General features: G+C 69.1%; 18 protein-coding genes. 12 read left to right on the top strand and 6 right to left on the bottom strand.

Translation table 11 applies throughout. The features are described 5' to 3' along the window. Positions 1 to 202 precede the first annotated feature (202 nt). Positions 203 to 1171, top strand: a complete 969-nt coding sequence (locus tag GRX01_RS16305) for an NOG1 family protein (RefSeq protein WP_159670089.1) — start codon at positions 203 to 205, stop codon at positions 1169 to 1171. A 53-nt stretch (positions 1172 to 1224) separates the two neighbouring features. Here the strand turns inward: GRX01_RS16305 and GRX01_RS16300 are convergent, their stop codons facing one another. The 4 genes from GRX01_RS16300 to GRX01_RS16285 form a co-directional block, all read right to left on the bottom strand. Continuing rightward, positions 1225 to 1623, bottom strand: coding sequence for an SHOCT domain-containing protein (locus tag GRX01_RS16300; RefSeq protein WP_321168170.1), 399 nt, complete (start codon positions 1621 to 1623; stop codon positions 1225 to 1227). 80 nt (positions 1624 to 1703) lie between these two features. Beyond that, positions 1704 to 2438, bottom strand: coding sequence for an SIMPL domain-containing protein (locus GRX01_RS16295; protein ID WP_321168169.1), 735 nt, complete (start codon positions 2436 to 2438; stop codon positions 1704 to 1706). Between the two features lie 59 nt (positions 2439 to 2497). Further along, positions 2498 to 3826 carry a TIGR00341 family protein gene (locus tag GRX01_RS16290; RefSeq protein ID WP_321168168.1) on the bottom strand — a complete coding sequence of 443 codons (1329 nt, stop codon included), beginning with the start codon at positions 3824 to 3826 and terminating at the stop codon, positions 2498 to 2500. Between the two features lie 118 nt (positions 3827 to 3944). Then, positions 3945 to 4688: a 5-formyltetrahydrofolate cyclo-ligase gene (locus GRX01_RS16285; RefSeq protein WP_159670086.1), complete on the bottom strand. Its 744-nt coding sequence runs from the start codon at positions 4686 to 4688 to the stop codon at positions 3945 to 3947. Between the two features lie 141 nt (positions 4689 to 4829). Here GRX01_RS16285 and engB point away from each other — a divergent pair, with 141 nt between their 5' ends. Both engB and GRX01_RS16275 read left to right on the top strand, forming a co-directional pair. After that, positions 4830 to 5462: a GTP-binding protein EngB gene (engB, locus tag GRX01_RS16280; RefSeq protein WP_159670083.1), complete on the top strand. Its 633-nt coding sequence runs from the start codon at positions 4830 to 4832 to the stop codon at positions 5460 to 5462. 94 nt (positions 5463 to 5556) lie between these two features. Beyond that, on the top strand, positions 5557 to 7029 hold the full coding sequence (locus GRX01_RS16275; RefSeq protein WP_159670080.1) for a DHHA1 domain-containing protein: 1473 nt from the start codon (positions 5557 to 5559) through the stop codon (positions 7027 to 7029). A gap of 39 nt (positions 7030 to 7068) precedes the next feature. Here GRX01_RS16275 and GRX01_RS16270 read toward each other — a convergent pair whose 3' ends face one another. After that, positions 7069 to 7647, bottom strand: a complete 579-nt coding sequence (locus GRX01_RS16270) for a HalX domain-containing protein (protein WP_321168167.1) — start codon at positions 7645 to 7647, stop codon at positions 7069 to 7071. 217 nt (positions 7648 to 7864) lie between these two features. On the opposite strand from GRX01_RS16270, the gene GRX01_RS16265 reads away from it, so the two are divergent. Continuing rightward, positions 7865 to 8596 carry an RAD55 family ATPase gene (locus GRX01_RS16265; protein WP_159670077.1) on the top strand — a complete coding sequence of 244 codons (732 nt, stop codon included), beginning with the start codon at positions 7865 to 7867 and terminating at the stop codon, positions 8594 to 8596. Positions 8597 to 8644: 48 nt separating this feature from the next. Here the strand turns inward: GRX01_RS16265 and GRX01_RS16260 are convergent, their stop codons facing one another. Then, positions 8645 to 8986 (bottom strand): helix-turn-helix domain-containing protein, encoded by a 342-nt coding sequence (locus tag GRX01_RS16260; protein WP_159670075.1) that lies wholly within the window; start codon positions 8984 to 8986, stop codon positions 8645 to 8647. Positions 8987 to 9201: 215 nt separating this feature from the next. Between GRX01_RS16260 and GRX01_RS16255 the strand changes: the two genes are divergently transcribed. From GRX01_RS16255 to GRX01_RS16220, 8 genes are all read left to right on the top strand, one after another. Continuing rightward, entirely contained in the window at positions 9202 to 9798 is a 597-nt protein-coding gene (locus GRX01_RS16255) for an archaellin/type IV pilin N-terminal domain-containing protein (RefSeq protein WP_159670073.1), read from the top strand. Between the two features lie 2 nt (positions 9799 to 9800). Further along, complete coding sequence (locus tag GRX01_RS16250) at positions 9801 to 10400, top strand: archaellin/type IV pilin N-terminal domain-containing protein (RefSeq protein ID WP_159670071.1); 600 nt, start codon at positions 9801 to 9803, stop codon at positions 10398 to 10400. Between the two features lie 56 nt (positions 10401 to 10456). Next, positions 10457 to 11401 carry a DUF7500 family protein gene (locus GRX01_RS16245; RefSeq protein ID WP_159670069.1) on the top strand — a complete coding sequence of 315 codons (945 nt, stop codon included), beginning with the start codon at positions 10457 to 10459 and terminating at the stop codon, positions 11399 to 11401. 98 nt (positions 11402 to 11499) lie between these two features. Continuing rightward, the gene (gene cheY, locus GRX01_RS16240; RefSeq protein WP_159670067.1) at positions 11500 to 11862 is read left to right on the top strand and encodes a chemotaxis protein CheY; all 363 of its coding nucleotides are present in this window, start codon (positions 11500 to 11502) and stop codon (positions 11860 to 11862) included. Positions 11863 to 11864: 2 nt separating this feature from the next. Next, complete coding sequence (locus GRX01_RS16235) at positions 11865 to 13064, top strand: chemotaxis protein CheC (RefSeq protein ID WP_159670065.1); 1200 nt, start codon at positions 11865 to 11867, stop codon at positions 13062 to 13064. Positions 13065 to 13071: 7 nt separating this feature from the next. Next, positions 13072 to 13611: a chemotaxis protein CheD gene (locus GRX01_RS16230; RefSeq protein ID WP_321168166.1), complete on the top strand. Its 540-nt coding sequence runs from the start codon at positions 13072 to 13074 to the stop codon at positions 13609 to 13611. A gap of 173 nt (positions 13612 to 13784) precedes the next feature. Beyond that, positions 13785 to 15305, top strand: a complete 1521-nt coding sequence (locus tag GRX01_RS16225) for a FlaD/FlaE family flagellar protein (RefSeq protein ID WP_159670063.1) — start codon at positions 13785 to 13787, stop codon at positions 15303 to 15305. Next, on the top strand, positions 15289 to 15735 hold the full coding sequence (locus GRX01_RS16220) for a hypothetical protein (protein WP_159670061.1): 447 nt from the start codon (positions 15289 to 15291) through the stop codon (positions 15733 to 15735). The genes GRX01_RS16225 and GRX01_RS16220 overlap by 17 nt, the downstream gene beginning before the upstream one ends.

The following is a 15735-nucleotide window of genomic DNA, read 5'->3' as shown; positions in this document are numbered from 1 at the left end:
GGCGTCGTTTCCGGTGGAACCGCCCCCGGTCGCGGCCGGTCGCCCGCGGGCACGCTCGCGATCTCCGCGTCGCGCTCGGCCGTCGCGCCGCCACGTCGTCCCGTCCGACCGCAACCGTGCCTCCGGCGAACACACCCGAGAGCGTGCGAAACCCGAACGAACGGGCTTATACGCCGTCGTCGTCAACTCCCGACAACTGACTATGACATTCGAAGACCTCCCCACCACCCCCCGCGCGGAGGAACTCCTCGACAAGGCGTTCTCCCGCGCGTCCCGGACCGGCCGCGCCAAGGACGGCTGGGACGCCCAGGAGTCGATGCTGATCACCGCCGCGAACATCCTCTCGGACAACCTCGCCAACGTCTCCACCTCCTGGCCCGACTTCGAGTTCGAGGTCGAGCCGTTCTACTACGAGCTCGCCGACGCGGTCGTGAACGTCGACGAACTTCGGCAGGCGCTCTCGGAGGTCAACTGGGCCTCCCGGCGGATCGACGAGCTCCGCTCGGAGTATCAGGCGAAGATGCGCAAGTCGGGCGTCGAGACCGCCCGCAAGCACCGCAAGCAGGCGTTCGCCCGCATGGCCGACATCGTCGAGGAGATCGAGGACGACCTCCTCACCGTGGGGGAGGCCCGCGACGCGCTCAAGACGCTGCCGGACATCCGCCCCGACGAGCCCGCGATCGTCGTCGCCGGCTACCCCAACGTCGGCAAGTCGTCGTTCGTCAACCACGTCACCCGCGCGTCCAACGAGATCGCCTCCTACCCGTTCACGACGAAGGCCGTCCAGATCGGCCACTTCGAGCGCGACCGCATCCGCTATCAGATCATCGACACCCCCGGCCTGCTCGACCGCCCGGAGGAGGACCGCAACGGCATCGAGCGGCAGGCCGTTTCCGCGCTCACCCACCTCGCGGACGCCGTCCTCTTCGTCGTCGACGCCTCCGGGGACTGCGGCTACCCCCTGGAGTCGCAACTGGAACTGCTCGCGGAGGTCGAGGAGCGGTTCGACGCGCCGGTGCTCGTCGTCTGCAACAAAAGCGACCGGTCGAGGGACGTGGAGGCGGACGCGTACATGAGCGTTACCGAGAACGACAACGTCGACGCCGTCCTCGACATGGCCGTCGAGGCGGTCGGATTCGAGCCGGACCTGCCCTCGCGCGGCGAGAACTGAGCCGCGCGGCGACACCGAAGCCACACGGCCCCCGTCACGCCACACGGCCCCCGTCACTCCGGCTCGCGCTCACGGGTCGCCGTCCCGGTCGCGTCCGCGTCGAGTCGGCTGTCGGCGTCGAGCAGTCGGTCGAGCCGGCGCTCGAACTCCTCGTCGGACACCTCGCCCTCGGCGTAGCGGCGCTTCAGGCGCTCGACGGGGTCGTCCTCGGCGTCGGTGTCTGTCCCGGCGTTCTCGGTGGCGTCGGTCCCGCGTGTCCGGCGCAGGCGATTCCATCGGACAGCGATCCACAGCAGGAACGCCGACAGGACCGCGACCGAGATCCGGCCGGCCGTCGGGCCGGGGATCGAGCCGACGTACCACAGCACGGCGACGATCAGGATCGTGTCCACGCCGAACGCGAGGAACAGCCCCAACATCGTGCCGGTGACGAGGCGCTCGGAGTCGCTCACGGATCGATGTCGGCGAGACGATCACTTGGCGGTTCCGCCCCGGCGGACACGACCGTCCGGGATCCCCGTTTCCGGTCGCGCTACTCCAACTCGTAGGTCACCGTCACCGAGGCCGACACCGTCACCGGCCCGGGATCGAACGACGTGGAGGCGCCGGCGTCGGCGGTCTCGTAGACGACTCGCGAGTCGTACGGCGAGACGGCCGACGAGCCGACCCGCATCGACAGCTCGGTTCCGACCGAGCGGTCGGCGGCACCGGCGGTCGTCTCCGCGGTCGCGCGGGCGTCGCCCACGGCGGCCGCGAGCGCCTCCTCGCGGAGCTCGGCGCGGCGTTCGTCGCTCAGCGTGAAGCGGACGTCCTGCACGGCGGTCGCGCCGTTGTCGACGGCGAGGTCGACGGCGCTGCCGGCGTCGTCGGGGCTCGTCTCGAACGCGAGCGCGTGGTACGCGCGGTAGCCGACGAGCTCGCGCTCGTCGCGGGAGTGGTCGTACTCGGGCGACAGCCGGAAGTCGACCGTGCGCACCTCGTAGCCGGCGTCGGTCAGCGCCTCGCGGAGCCGTTCGATGTCGGCGGCGACCTGCGAGCGGGCCGCGCTGGCGTTGTCGGCGGTCGACTCGACGGCGACGGTGATCTCCGCGAGGTCGGGCGAGGCGCTCACGGTCGCGGTGCCGTCGGCGGTGATGCTGTTCACGTCCGTCGCGTTCGCGCCCGTCGCGGCCGCGTCGGTGGCGCTCGATCCGGTCGTCCCGGCGCAGCCCGCGAGCACGAGCATGGCCGCGACGAGCAGCGCTGGAAGGGTCCTTGTTCGGTTCACGCGTGTACCGACGCCCGCGACGACCGTTAAGCTATCTTACACACAAATGCCCGTTTGTGTCACGCCGGATCCTCGCCGGCGTGGGACTCCTCGACGGGGATGTACCGAACCGACACCTCGACGGTCGCGCCCTCGCCGATCCCGAACGGCGCAGTGGTCTCGTCCGCCAGGCGTGTCGCGAGCGCGTCGCCGATCTGTGGCGGCGGGGCCCCCGGCGGGTGGCCGACCGTCACCGTCACGGCGGTCGGCTGTCGGAAGGGGAACCCGCCGTACGTCACCGCCACGTCGAGGACGCGCGCGTCGCCCTCGAGGAGGGCGTTCGCCTCCTCCTGAGCGGCCGTTTCGAACTGCGCGCTCTCGTAGGAGGCGATCGTCACCCCTCCCAGTACGGCCGTCGAGAGCAGGATGGCGACGCCCAACACCCCGACCCGCCGGATCGTCGTCGCGCGCGCCTCGTCGAGGCGCCAGAACGACTCCGGGCGGTACCCTTTGTACCACAGCGTCGCCAGCGCGGCGAAGTTGATCGCCACGAAGTTGACGACGACCAGCAGCGCCGCGCCCGCGACGGTCCCCGGACGCCCCCACGCGATGCCGATGCCGACGACGGCCGTCGGCGGGACCAGGGCCGCCGCGATCATGACGCCGACGAGCGCGGTCGAGACGCCCGACGACAGCGACAGCGCGCCGGCGACGCCCGACCCCAACGCGATCGGCAGCGAGAGCACGTCGGGTGCGAGTCGTTCCCGGACCTCCGCGATCGAGAACACCTCCTCGACGCCGAAGGGGACGACCCGCCCGTATCGAAGTATCGCCGCGAACACGGCCGCGCTCGCCACCGCGAGGACGGCCCCGAGGGTCTGGAGTTTCACTCCCCGGGCGAACAGTTCGTCGTCGTCGACGACGGTGCCGACGCTGGCGGCCATCGCCGGGCCGATGAGGGGCGCGATCACCATCGAGCCGACGACGACCGCCGCCGAGTCGAGCAGCAGCCCCGCCGTCGCGACGACGGCGCTGATGACCGTCATCGTCACGAACGCGCCCAGTCGCGGCGACATGTCGATCGCCCGCGCCTCCAACTCCTCGCGGGCGATCCGGTCGCCGTTGCCGTCCTCGTCCTCGGCGTACCGCTCCTCCAGCTCCTCGAAGCGCCGGGAGATCACCGTCTCGGCGTCGAGGACCACCGTGTACGCGTCGCGTTCGAGACCTGCTTCGCGGAGTTCCGCGAGGACGGGCTCGACGGCCTCCGTCGGCAGCGGGAACGAGACGACCGCCGTGTACTCGCGGCCGCTCGTCTCGTCGGAGAGCACGTAGTCGATCCCCTCCTCGTCGAGCACCGCGAGGACCGTCTCCCGCTTGCCCGCCGGCACCATCACCTGAAGCAGTCGCACGGGCGAAACTCACAGACCGGACAGTTATACGCACCGGGGTCGGCTCGCCGTCGACCGTCGCCTCGGCGGCGCTACCTGCCCCTTCGCTCCGGCGTGTCGAACACCGCTGATACGCCGTTCACTCCGGTCGAAGCCGCCGCAACACCGGGATCGACTCCAGCTTCTCGGCGGGAAGCGCGTCCCAGTCGACGCCGTCGGGTCGCGCGGGGACGGCGTCGCCGCCACGGTCCCCCTCGCCGTCGTCGGTCTTGCCGGGCCGGATCGTCCGTTCGGGGGTACAGATCAGGTCCAGCGGCACGTCGTGGGCGTCGAGGGCCACCTCGTCGTCGACCACCTGGCGCTCGTGGACGGTCGTCGCCACCGCGGTCCCGGCGTCGACGGCACCCAACTCCGACAACACGGCGAACTCCAGGTCCGCGAACCCCTCGCCCTTTCCGACCCGCCCCCCGGCCTCGGTGACGGCGACGCTTCCCGAGACGATCAGGTCGACGTGTGGAACCTCGTCGGGGCCGACGGGGACGCCGTGCGTCGAGGAGCCGGAGACGGTGGTCGCCTCGTCGATATCGGGCACCTCCTCGGGCGCCAGCCGGAGGAACGGCTCCTCCTCCCGAAGCCGAGGGACGGCCATGTAGACGGTCTTGCCTGCGCGGAGGGCGGCGCGACGAACCGGGAGCTGGGGGGCGTCGGGGTTCGCCTTGAGGACGTCCGCCGACTCCCACTCCGGCGTGTCGGTCAGGCGGTCGCACGCCCCGTCGGCCCCGGCGAAGTTCGGGATGCGGCCGTGCGGCGGAAACGGAAAGCGAGCCTCGCCCGACTCCTCCAAGTCGTCCCAGACGCGCTCGCGGAGGGGCTGTTTGTCCATGTCCGTGGCTCGGAAGCCGGGGACTTGGGCGCGTCGCTCGGCGGTCGCCGGCGGACCCGACCGAGTCGCTGGCCCTCGCTTGTCGGACTCCCGGCCGCTCGACCCGCGCCCCTTAACCCGCCGCTCGTCCAAGCCGACGCCATGACCTTCGAGGGGCGACCGAACCGGGACGCCGAGGTGGTGCTCGTCGGGCGCTCGAACGTCGGCAAGTCGACGCTGATGCGCGAGCTGACCGGCCACGACGTGTCCACGGGCAAGAAGCCGGGCGTCACACGAAAGCCGAACCACTTCGACTGGGCGCCCCAGTCGTTCATGTTCACGGACCTCCCCGGATTCGGGTTCATGTCCGGCGTCGAGGAGGACAAACGCGAGGCGATCAAGACGGACGTGGTTCGCTACGTCGAGGAAAACGCGGACTCCATCGTCGCGGGCGTGCTCGTCGTCGACGGGAAGGCCGTGGTCGACATCATCGACCGCCACAGCGATGAGGACGAGATCCCCCACGACGTGGAGCTGTTCCAGTTCCTGCAGGACGTGGACGTGGCGCCGGTGGTCGCGGTGAACAAGATGGACAAGGTGGACGACCGCGACGAGCGGCTGAACGAGCTGTGCGAGCGGCTGGGGCTGTACCCGCCGTGGCAGCAGTGGTCCGGCGAGGGCGGAACGATCGCGCCGATCACCGCCAAGAAGGGGTCCATCGAGCCGCTGAAGGAGGCCCTGCGCGGTCACTTCCGGGAGGCGAAGCGGGACGACCTGCTGCAGTTCGTGAAGTAGCGCCGCCCTTCCGGTCTCGGTCATCCCGTTCTCGACGTGCGCGCTCACGGAGTACGAGCGTTTATGCCCGAGAACGCCCCACCCTCTCACAGCAATGTCGAGCGCGGACGCCGACGAAACGCGGTCGGAACCCGACGAAAGCGACGGCTTCCCCGTCCCCGAACTCCGCGAGCGCGCCGAGACCTGCGCCGGCCGGCTACGCGAGGCCGGCGAGTTCCTCCTGTGTTCGCACATCGACGCCGACGGCCTCACCAGCGCCGCGGTCGCGACGGCGGCGTTCGAGCGCGCGGGCTTCGACTTCGAGACGGCCTTCTTCAAGCAGCTCGACGCCGACGCCGTCGCCTCGATCGCCGCGACCGACTACGACGTGGTCTGTTTCACCGACTTCGGCAGCGGCCAGCTCGACGTGATCGCTCCCCACGAGGAAGCCGGCGACTTCGTTCCCGTGATCGCGGACCACCACCAGCCGGCGGACGCGGAGACGGAGTTCCACCTCAATCCCCTCCTCGAGGGGCTCGACGGCGCCAGCGAGCTCTCGGGTGCGGGCGCCTCGTATCTTCTCGCACGCGCACTGGGCGACGCGACCGAGACGGACAACCGCGATCTCGCGGCCCTCGCGGTCGTCGGCGCTGTCGGCGACATGCAGGACGGCGACGGCGGGCTCTCGGGCGCCAACGAGGGGCTCGTCGCCGACGCGGTCGCCGCCGGCGCGCTGGAGGAGGTGACCGACCTGGCGCTGTACGGTCGACAGACCCGTCCGCTCCCGAAGCTGCTGGAGTACGCCAGCGAGGCTCGGATCCCGGGTATCTCGAACGATCAGGCCGGCGCGATCGAGTTCCTTTCCGACCTCGACGTGCCGATGAAGGACGGTGACGGCGAGTGGCGCCGGTGGGTCGACCTCGGGGCGGACGAGCGCCGCACGGTCGCCAGCGCGCTCATCCGCCGTGCGGTCTCCTCTGGCGTCCCCAGCGAGCGCGTGGACTCGCTCGTCGGCACCACCTACGTGCTCGCCGACGAGGAGCCCGGAACCGAGCTTCGCGACGTGAGCGAGTTCTCGACGCTGCTCAACGCGACCGCGCGCTACGAACGCGCGGACGTGGGGCTCGCGGTCTGTCTCGGCGACCGCGGGGAGGCGCTCGAGCGCGCCCGAACCCTCCTTCGGAACCACCGTCGGAACCTCTCGGAGGGGCTCGAGTGGGTCACGAACGAGGGCGTCGAGCGCGAGGACAACGTCCAGTGGTTCGACGCGGGCACCAGGATCCGCGAGACCATCGTCGGCATCGTGGCGGGGATGGCCGTCGGCGCCGACGGCGTCTCCGCCCGCAAGCCGATCGTCGCGTTCGCGGACAAGGGCGAGGGGGAGACGAAGGTCTCGGCCAGGGGGAGCGGGCGTCTCGTCGGCGAGGGGCTCGATCTCTCGGCCGTGATGCGGGAGGCGAGCCGCGCGGTCGGCGGCGACGGCGGCGGACACGACGTCGCGGCGGGCGCGACGATCCCCGCGGACGAACGCGAGGCGTTCCTCGCGGCGGTCGACGGGCTCGTCGGCGAGCAGTTGAACGGCGAGTGACTGCGAGTTCGCCCCGAGGGGCGGAGAACGATCCGACGATCAGGCCGACTCGGACGTGGACGACGGACCGAGGTCGCGGAACAGCATCCGGTAGTCGTCCGGCGAGAACGCCGACGCGAGGTCGTCCATCTCCGACTGCAGCGAGTCGATGGTGTCGACCAGCTCCTCGTACTCCGGCGACGAGCGGAGTTCCGCCGGAGTTCGCTCGGCCTCGAGTACCGCCCGTTTCGTGACGAGCGAGGCGGTCCGCTGGAGCGTGTCGTCGTACTGCGCGCGCGTTCCGAGTCGCTCGACGGCGGACTGGATGTCGTCTCGGGTCGCGGGCTTGACGAGGTACAGGTCGAACCCCATCTCGACGATGTCGACGTCCGGTTCGACGGCGGTCACCATCGCCACCCGACAGTCGAGGCCCCGATCGCGGATCGCCGCGAGCACCTCCGATCCGGAGGTGTCCGGAAGCCGCCGGTCGAGGAGCACGGCGTCGATCGTGTCGTCGACGAGGTCGAGCGCCTCGGCGCCCGTGTTCGCGACCGTGACGTCGTAGGTCCCCGAGAGGTATCCGCGGTACAGATCGGCGACCTCGGGTTCGTCCTCGACGATGAGCACGCGCCGCGTCACCGTGACTGCCCTCCGACGAGCCCGATCCCACGGTCAATCATGTTCGTGAACCGGACGTGTTCGTGCTTAAAACTATCGCACACAGATCCTGCCGTAGAAAGCTATTACCGAGGAGGTATGTGGAATTAGACATGTCGAACAGCCCTCGGCCCGGTCGCGTTCGCGCCGTCGGTACACGGCGGAACCGTTTTCATTTGTGGGGACGGCGGATACCAATATGGTAGCCACTGTTCCGACCGGAATCGATGGGCTCGACTCCATCCTCAATGGCGGTCTCGTCGAGAACGCGACGGTGCTCGTGAGCGGAAACCCCGGGACCGGGAAGTCGTTGTTCGGGATCCAGTACCTCTACGACGGCGTCACGACGCACGACGAGCACGGCATCTACATCTCCTTCGAGGAGAACGAGGAGGACATCCGGCAGGCGGCCGAGTCGATCGGCTTCGACCGCTGGGGCGATCTCGTCGACGAGGGAGCGATCAAGGTGTACGACAAACAGCATATGCTTCGGGAGGGCGACTTCTCGTCGGCGCTGGACACGCTGATGGAGGACTTCGCGAACACCTCCTACGACCGGCTGGTGCTCGACTCCCTGACGATGTTCTCGCTGTTCTTCGAGGACGAGAAGGAGAAACGCACGTACCTGCTGAAGTTCTCGGACATCCTGAAGCAGAACGGACTCACCTCGTTGCTCATCAACGAGCAGGGGGCGGTGTTCCCGGAGACGGAGATCGGCCTCGAGAACTTCCTCACCGACGGGAACATCTACTTCATCCAGACGCCGACCGACTCCGGCGTCAACCGCTACGTCTGGGTGGCGAAGATGCGTAAGCAGGACATCGACACCGACATCTTCCCGATGGAGATCGCAGAGGGCGGGATCAAGGTGTACGAGCGCGCGGGCGGCTTCTCGATGATGGGCCGCGACGGTCCCGACGCCGGGTTCTGAACGGGATCCGTTCGGGCCCGGCGAACGCGACGGTCGTTCGACCCCCGATCAGCCGTCGGTCATCGTCCGCCACACGTCGTCGAGCTTGTTCTTCACCTCCGAGCGCTCCTCGAGTTCGACGGTCAGCCCGTCGCGGAACCGCACGTTCACGCCGTCGACACACCGCCGGTACACCTTGATTCGACGGTGTTCGTCGGAGAGCGGGCGGTCGTGTAGCTCCAACAGCTCGGTGTCCTCCAGTTCGTTGATCCGGCGGTAACAGGTGGCGATCGGCACGCCGAGCTGATCGGACAGCTCCTGTGCCGACTTCGGTTCGCCCGCCGCGTCGAGGATCTCGGGGTTATATTTGTTCCCCAGCACCTCGATGATCTCCTCGTCGTCCGCGGACATGACTCTCAGTACTGATTGTGAGTGTGATAAGCGTGCCGTCTTCAATCGAGCTCGATCCCTCGAATTCGGCCGCCCCGATCGAGAGATATCGATCCCGATAGCCCACGATCTGGTTATCTAATCTGATATGCAGCGCCGCAGATTTATTAGGCGATTCCGAGTCGTCGGCGTCACCGCCCGGCCCACGTCGGGTTCGGGACCGAGAGAACCATACAATGTTCGAATTCATCACCGAGGAGGAGGAGCGCGGGCAGGTGGGGATCGGGACGCTCATCGTGTTCATCGCGATGGTGCTGGTGGCGGCGATCGCCGCCGGCGTCCTCATCAATACCGCCGGCTTCCTCCAGAGCAAGTCACAGGAAACGGGTCAACAGAGCAGTAAACAGGTCAGCGACCGCGTGCAGGAGGTCGCCACCGTCGGCAACGTCAGCGGCAGCCAGATCGATATCGTCAACGTGACGGTGACGCAGGCGCCCGGCGCCGGCGAGATCGACATCCAGAACGCCACCGTCACCTGGATCGGTCCCAGCGGGACCTACCAGCTGACGTCGACCACCGAGAACTACTCGCAGACCAACCCGAGCGGAGAGCAGTTCTCCTACCTCTCGGTGAAGGACTCCGACGGCTCCGACAACGTCCTCAACGACGCGGACGACCGGCTCAACCTCGTGTTCGATGTCGACCAGTACGCCAGTAACCTCAACGAGGGCGACGAGGTCACCATCAAGATCAACACGATGGCCGGCGCGACCACCAGTATCCGCTTCACCGTGCCCGAATCGCTCGGGAACAAGCAGGCCGTCGAACTGTAACCATGTTCGAGTTCATCACGGACGATGAAGAGCGCGGGCAGGTGGGGATCGGGACGCTCATCGTGTTCATCGCGATGGTGCTGGTGGCGGCGATCGCCGCCGGCGTCCTCATCAACACCGCCGGCTTCCTCCAGAGCAAGTCACAGGAGACCGGACAACAGAGCAGTAAACAGGTCAGCGACCGCCTGCAGGAGGTCGTCACCACCGGAACGGTCGACCAGACGAACAACACCGTCACCGCGGTGAACGTGACGGTGACGCAGGCGCCCGGCGCCGGCGAGATCGACCTGGAGAACGTGACGATCACCTGGGTCGGTCCGGACGGCACGTTCATCCTCAACCACGAGAACGCGAGCACGTCGGTCGACGACGTGTTCACCACGTCGGTCGTGAAGAACGCGCAGGGTTCGCCGACCGTGCTCAACGACCCGGACGACCGGTTCGCCATCAACTTCGACCTCTCGCGGGACAGCGACAAGCCGAACCTCCTCACCGAGGGCGACGAGGTAACCATTAAGATCAACACGATGGCCGGCGCGACGACGACGATCCGCTTCACGGTGCCCGAGTCGCTCGGGCAGAAGCAGGGGATCGAACTGTAGACCGGTCCGTCCGATCGCGACTACACTTTTTACCGCCCGGCACGGAACACCGATCCATGAGCGACGACGCGCCGCGCGGGAACCCCGGCGTCGACCCGGACGACCTCGACATCTCGAAGAGCGAGTACGTCCGCGAACTGGGCGACGACCGGTACGTCGTCTCGCCCGACCGTCGTCAGCCACAGCGGCCGCCGGCGGAGGACCCCTCGGATGCGCCCGAGTCGGAGCACGCGCCGGACGATCCGGCCGCGACGACGGACACCGCCGCGAACGAGCCCGGGGGTCCCGATGTCGCCTCGACCGCCGAGTCCGTCCGGGAGGGACTCTCGCCCGCGGACGGGCCCGGAGCCGCCGGTACGGGGGCGAACGCGGCGTCGTCGTCGCCGCCGAAGACGTCGTCCTCGCCACCGACGTCGTCCTCGTCGACCGAGCGGACGACCTCCAACGCACGCGGATCCGGCGGCGACGTCGACGGCTCCTCACGGACGCCGCAGTCGCCGGACGTCGGCACCGACGATGGGCTCCCGGAGGACCCGACGAGCGGCGACGGGCGGGACGCCGACGTGGAGGCGGCCGCGTCCGAACGCCCCGCCTCGCACGTACGACGGGGCGCGCCGCGGGGCGAGGCGGCCGCTTCGCCCTCGGACCTCGACGCCGGTGCGGTCGGCGAGTGGCTCGCCGCCTCGCTCGCCGACACCGAGTTCGCCTACGGCTTCGACGCGACGCTGTCGCTCGACGGGCGCACGGCACGCCATCGAATGGCGTCCGACGACGTCGGGGAGACCTTCGAGACGCTCGTGACCTGGTTCGCGGACGCCGCCGGCGGCGACACCGAGGCGGAGGACGCGCTCGGGATCCTCCTGGCGGGAATGGACACCGCCCCGCGACTCCCGGCGAACGCCGTCCGATCGGCGCTCGCGGGACTCGGCGTCTCCCGTGACGACACCGTCGAGGACGTGCTCGCCGCACTCGACGAGGCGGGCGGGCTCCGGCTGAAGTGAACCGCCCGTCCGGCGACGCGTCGCGGCTCTGATCGGGTTTTCATACCTGATATCCGCGGGGATGCGTTTATCATCGCCGCCGAGGCCATTTCGGCTATATGCCGACCAGCGTGCTGATCGCGGACGACTCGGAATTCATGCGGAACCTCCTCCGGGAGATCCTCGAGGGCGAGTTCGAGATCGTCGGAGAGGCGGAGAACGGCGTGGAGGCGGTGGATCTCTACGGCGAACACGCCCCCGACATCGTGATGATGGACATCGTCATGCCGATCCGTAACGGGATCGAGGCGACCACCGAGATCACCGAGGAACACCCCGACGCGAGCGTCATCATGTGCACGAGCGTCGGGCAGGAGGAGAAGATGAAGGCCGCGATCAAGGCGGGCGCCGAGGGGTACATCACGAAACCGTTCCAGAAGCCGAACGTGCTCGAAGCCATCAACGACGTCGTCCCCGCGTAGGGATGTACGTCGACATCCAGTCGCTGGGGGAGTTCTCCGATCTGGCGAGCCAGGGTGCCGACCGAGCCGCCGACGCGCTCGGACAGCTCGCCGACGCGAACGTGTACGTCGACGTGACCGACGTGACGCTGATGGCCGCGGGCGACCTGCGGGAGTCGTTCGCCGGCCGGGAGTTCGTGGGCGTTGAGATCGGGCTGCAGGGCGGGATCACCGGGCAGACCGTGATGGCCTTCGAGCTGGACGCCGCCGAGAGCCTCGTCGATCGGCTGATGCCCGGCGGCGGCGACGGCGAGTTCGTTAGGAGCGGCGTCACCGAGGCGGGCAACATCATGACCTCGGGGTTCATCGACGGCTGGGCCGACCACCTCGGCGTCGCCATCGACATGACGCCGCCCGCGTACGTCCGTGCGACGGGAACCGACATCCTCCCGGACGGCGCGTTCGACGACGACAGACAGGGCGTGTTCATGTTCGAGTCGCAGGTCTCCTCGATGGACGAGGAGCTCGAGTTCGCGATCTACATGCTGCCCGAGTACGCCGGCCTCACCGACATGCTCGGCCACGAGGGGCCCGTCGGCGAGGCGGGCGACGCGGTCCCGGTGAACAAACTCCCGACGTTCAACCGGATGACCGAACAGGGGGCCGCCTCCGCCGCCGACAACATCACCATGATGACGGGCACGGAGACCGACGTGGACGTGTCGCGGCTCCGCTTCGTCCCGGTGCAGGACGTGCCCGCCGAACTCGGAAACGAGACCGTGGCCGGGACGGTGTTCGAGCTCCATGGCGACCCGAGCGGCTATCTCGCCATCCTGTTCGACGAGGACTCCGCCGAGGAGGTCGCGGGCGGAATGATCCCCACCGAGACCGAGCCGGGGATCGGCGACATGGAGAAGGGGGCGCTCCGGGAACTGGGGAACATCATGACCTCGGGGTTCATCGACGGCTGGGCGAACGTGCTCGGCACGAGCATCGAGCACACCCCGCCACAGTTCGTCCACGACATGGGCTCGGCGGTGATGAGTCCGCTCGTGAGCCGGCTCGGGCAGACCCAGGACCACGCGTTCATCATCGACTCGACGGTCCGAACCCCGGACGGCAACGTGCGATGCGACATCTACGCGCTCCCCGACCAGCGCGAGTTGGCGGCGGCGTTGGACCGCATCGAACCGGCGGCGACCGACGGCGGGCTCCCCCGGTGAGGCGACCGTGAGCCCGATCGACTCCTCGAGCGCGGGTGCGCCGTCGGCGTCGCCGGCGTCCGATCAGTCCGCGTCGCGACTGAAGGTCGGGCTCTCGGAGGCAGCGGTCGCAGATGACGGCGCGGTGCTCGTCACAAGCGGACTCGGCTCGTGTCTGGGCGTCGCGCTCCGGGACCCGAGCTCGGGCGTCGGCGGACTGTTACACGCGATGCTTCCCGTCGCGGACGGACGTCCCGGCGTCCCCGAGAAGTTCGTCGTCGACGGCGTCGACGCGACGATCGACGCGATGGCGGAGGCCGGGGCCGCTCCCGGAGAGGTCCGCGCGAAGATCGCCGGCGCGGCCGAGATGATCGAGTTCAACGCCGGCGGCGACGACGGCTCGGTCGGCGACCGCAACGTCGCCGCCGCGGAGGCGATCCTCCGCGAGCGGGGCGTCCCCGTCGACGGGGCCGACACCGGCGGCAACCGCGGCCGATCGCTTCGGTTCGACACCGGCACGGGCGCGCTCCACGTCTCCTACGCCGGCGGCGAGACGATCGTGTTGTAGGGGAGATCCGCGGCGACGGTCGTCCGACACGCTCTCCGGCGGTCGTCGGCACGCTCTCACGTTCTCCGACCGACGGATACTCGATATCGGGCGTGAGATCCGACGTACGTCCGTTATCGGGGGCGATAATCCGCGGGATGGGTTTAAGTTTCGTTCGGAGGTGTTCAGGCGTAATGGGTCTCCTCACCGCGCTATCGGGAGCAGGGGTCGGCGGGATCCCAGGGGCCGACGCGACACTCCTCGTCTCGTTGGGACTCCTGGGGGCCAGCCTGCTCGATCGCTTCCGCGACGGCGACGACGGGCCCGGGGACGTCGACGACGACGGCGACGATCTGCTCGGCGGCGACGACGGCGCCTTCGGCGGCGGAGGCGGCGACGGCGGCGGCGACGACGACCTCGGCGACCTCGGCGGCATGGACGACTGGGACGACGACGACCCCTTCGGCGGGGAAGAGGGCGGCGGCGGCGACGACGGCGTCGCCGAGCTCGAGAAGCGCGTCGACGACCTCGAGAACGAGGTCGCGAGCCTCTCCTCGACCGTCAACACGGTCCGCTCGGAGAACGAGGAGATCTCCGGGAAGGTCGAGGACATGGGGGAGGACGTTCGCAGCCTGCTCGACATCTACGAGATGGTGACGCGGGGGATCAACCCCTTCGTCGACGACGTGCAGGGTGGGGGCGGCGGCGACTTCGGCGGCGAGGGCGGCTTCGGGCTGTTCGACGACGCCGACGGCGAGGAGGAGAGCGAGGAGGACCTCGACGAGGACCTCGCGAGCGCCGACGCCGAGGGGTTCTTCGACGAGGACCTCGCGGACGACGGGATGGACGACCTCGACGAGGCGGACGAGGGCGACGACCTCGACGACGGCCTCGACGAGATGGAGGACGACGAGTTCGACGACGACCTCGACGGAATGGACGAGGGGGACAGCTTCGACGACGACCTCGACGGCTTCGGGGACGACAACGCGGATGACACCGATTCAGATACCATGGCGACCGACAACGGCGGCGGAAAGAGTTTCAGCGAACTGAAAGATGAGTACGAGTCGGGCGACGCCGACTGGGACGAGGACGGCGCCGAGGCCGCCGAACCCGACGGGGCCGACGGGGGCGCGGACCCGCTCGACGCGCTCGACGCCGAGCCGGAGTCCAACGGCCACGACGAGGCCGGCGATCTCGGGATGGGTGGCGGGGCCGAGCCGGAACCCGAGCCCGATCCCGACCCGACGCCCCAGTCGACGGCGGGGCCGACGGATCCGAGTCGCCGCGGCGCCGGCGTCGACGACGACGGCGGCTTCGAGTTCGTCGAGGAGGACGATCTCTCGGACGAGCCGGACAAGCCGTACCTCACCAGTCTGCCGGGCGATTACGTCGGCGACCTGATGGTGATGGAGTGGCTGGAGTTCCTCGTCGAGGAGTCGTCCACGACCGACGCGGTGCGCGCGGTCAACTACTACGAGCGCGTCGACTGGATCGACGAGGAGGTCGCCGACCAGCTCAAGGGGTTCCTCTCGGGCTTCGGCGACATCGACCGCAACCTCATGGACCGCCCCGGGACCGACCACCTCGATCTGGACCACCACACGCGCTCGCTCAAGTACATCATGCAGCTGACCGACGCCACGGCCGAGTCGGTCGTCATCGACCGGTGGCCGCAGCTCTCGGGGGGCATGAATGGGCTTCAGCGTTAGCGCCTCCGCCGGCGTCGTCTTCCTCGGCGTGTTCCTCGCGGCCGGCATCGTGTACCCCGCCGCGGCCAACGGTTTCGAACAGGTGAGCGACGCGCGCCACGACGCCGCCGACCGCGCGCTCGCGCAGGCGAACACGGACGTCACCGTGACGAACGCGACGTACAACACGTCCACCGAGACGCTCGTCGTCAACGCCACCAACGACGGCACCACGAGCCTCGACGTCGGCGACGCGACGCTGCTCGTCGACAACGAGATCCCGGCGCCCGCGAACACCACCGTCGCCGTCGAGGGCGACGTCGACACCGGCGTGTGGCTGCCGGGCGAGACCGCGCGCTTCGAGGTCGACCTCGCGAGCGCGCCGAACCGCACGCAGGTCGTCGTCGACCACGGGGTCCGCGACGCGAGCGACGTGGTCGAGGTGAACTGA

This window comes from Halobaculum saliterrae, from assembly GCF_009831625.1.
GTDB classification, from domain to species: domain Archaea; phylum Halobacteriota; class Halobacteria; order Halobacteriales; family Haloferacaceae; genus Halobaculum; species Halobaculum saliterrae.
Note: the sequence above shows the minus strand (reverse complement) of the source record. Positions and strands in the feature narration are given on the sequence as shown.

Coding starts and splice junctions, on each gene's coding strand:
- GRX01_RS16250 (WP_159670071.1), top strand. CDS start 9,801: ATGTTCGAGTTCATCACGGACGATGAAGAGCGCGGGCAGGTGGGGATC.
- GRX01_RS16265 (WP_159670077.1), top strand. CDS start 7,865: ATGGTAGCCACTGTTCCGACCGGAATCGATGGGCTCGACTCCATCCTC.
- GRX01_RS16275 (WP_159670080.1), top strand. CDS start 5,557: ATGTCGAGCGCGGACGCCGACGAAACGCGGTCGGAACCCGACGAAAGC.
- GRX01_RS16305 (WP_159670089.1), top strand. CDS start 203: ATGACATTCGAAGACCTCCCCACCACCCCCCGCGCGGAGGAACTCCTC.
- GRX01_RS16255 (WP_159670073.1), top strand. CDS start 9,202: ATGTTCGAATTCATCACCGAGGAGGAGGAGCGCGGGCAGGTGGGGATC.
- GRX01_RS16220 (WP_159670061.1), top strand. CDS start 15,289: ATGGGCTTCAGCGTTAGCGCCTCCGCCGGCGTCGTCTTCCTCGGCGTG.
- GRX01_RS16260 (WP_159670075.1), bottom strand. CDS start 8,986: ATGTCCGCGGACGACGAGGAGATCATCGAGGTGCTGGGGAACAAATAT.
- engB (WP_159670083.1), top strand. CDS start 4,830: ATGACCTTCGAGGGGCGACCGAACCGGGACGCCGAGGTGGTGCTCGTC.
- GRX01_RS16245 (WP_159670069.1), top strand. CDS start 10,457: ATGAGCGACGACGCGCCGCGCGGGAACCCCGGCGTCGACCCGGACGAC.
- GRX01_RS16225 (WP_159670063.1), top strand. CDS start 13,785: ATGGGTCTCCTCACCGCGCTATCGGGAGCAGGGGTCGGCGGGATCCCA.
- GRX01_RS16235 (WP_159670065.1), top strand. CDS start 11,865: ATGTACGTCGACATCCAGTCGCTGGGGGAGTTCTCCGATCTGGCGAGC.
- GRX01_RS16285 (WP_159670086.1), bottom strand. CDS start 4,688: ATGGACAAACAGCCCCTCCGCGAGCGCGTCTGGGACGACTTGGAGGAG.
- cheY (WP_159670067.1), top strand. CDS start 11,500: ATGCCGACCAGCGTGCTGATCGCGGACGACTCGGAATTCATGCGGAAC.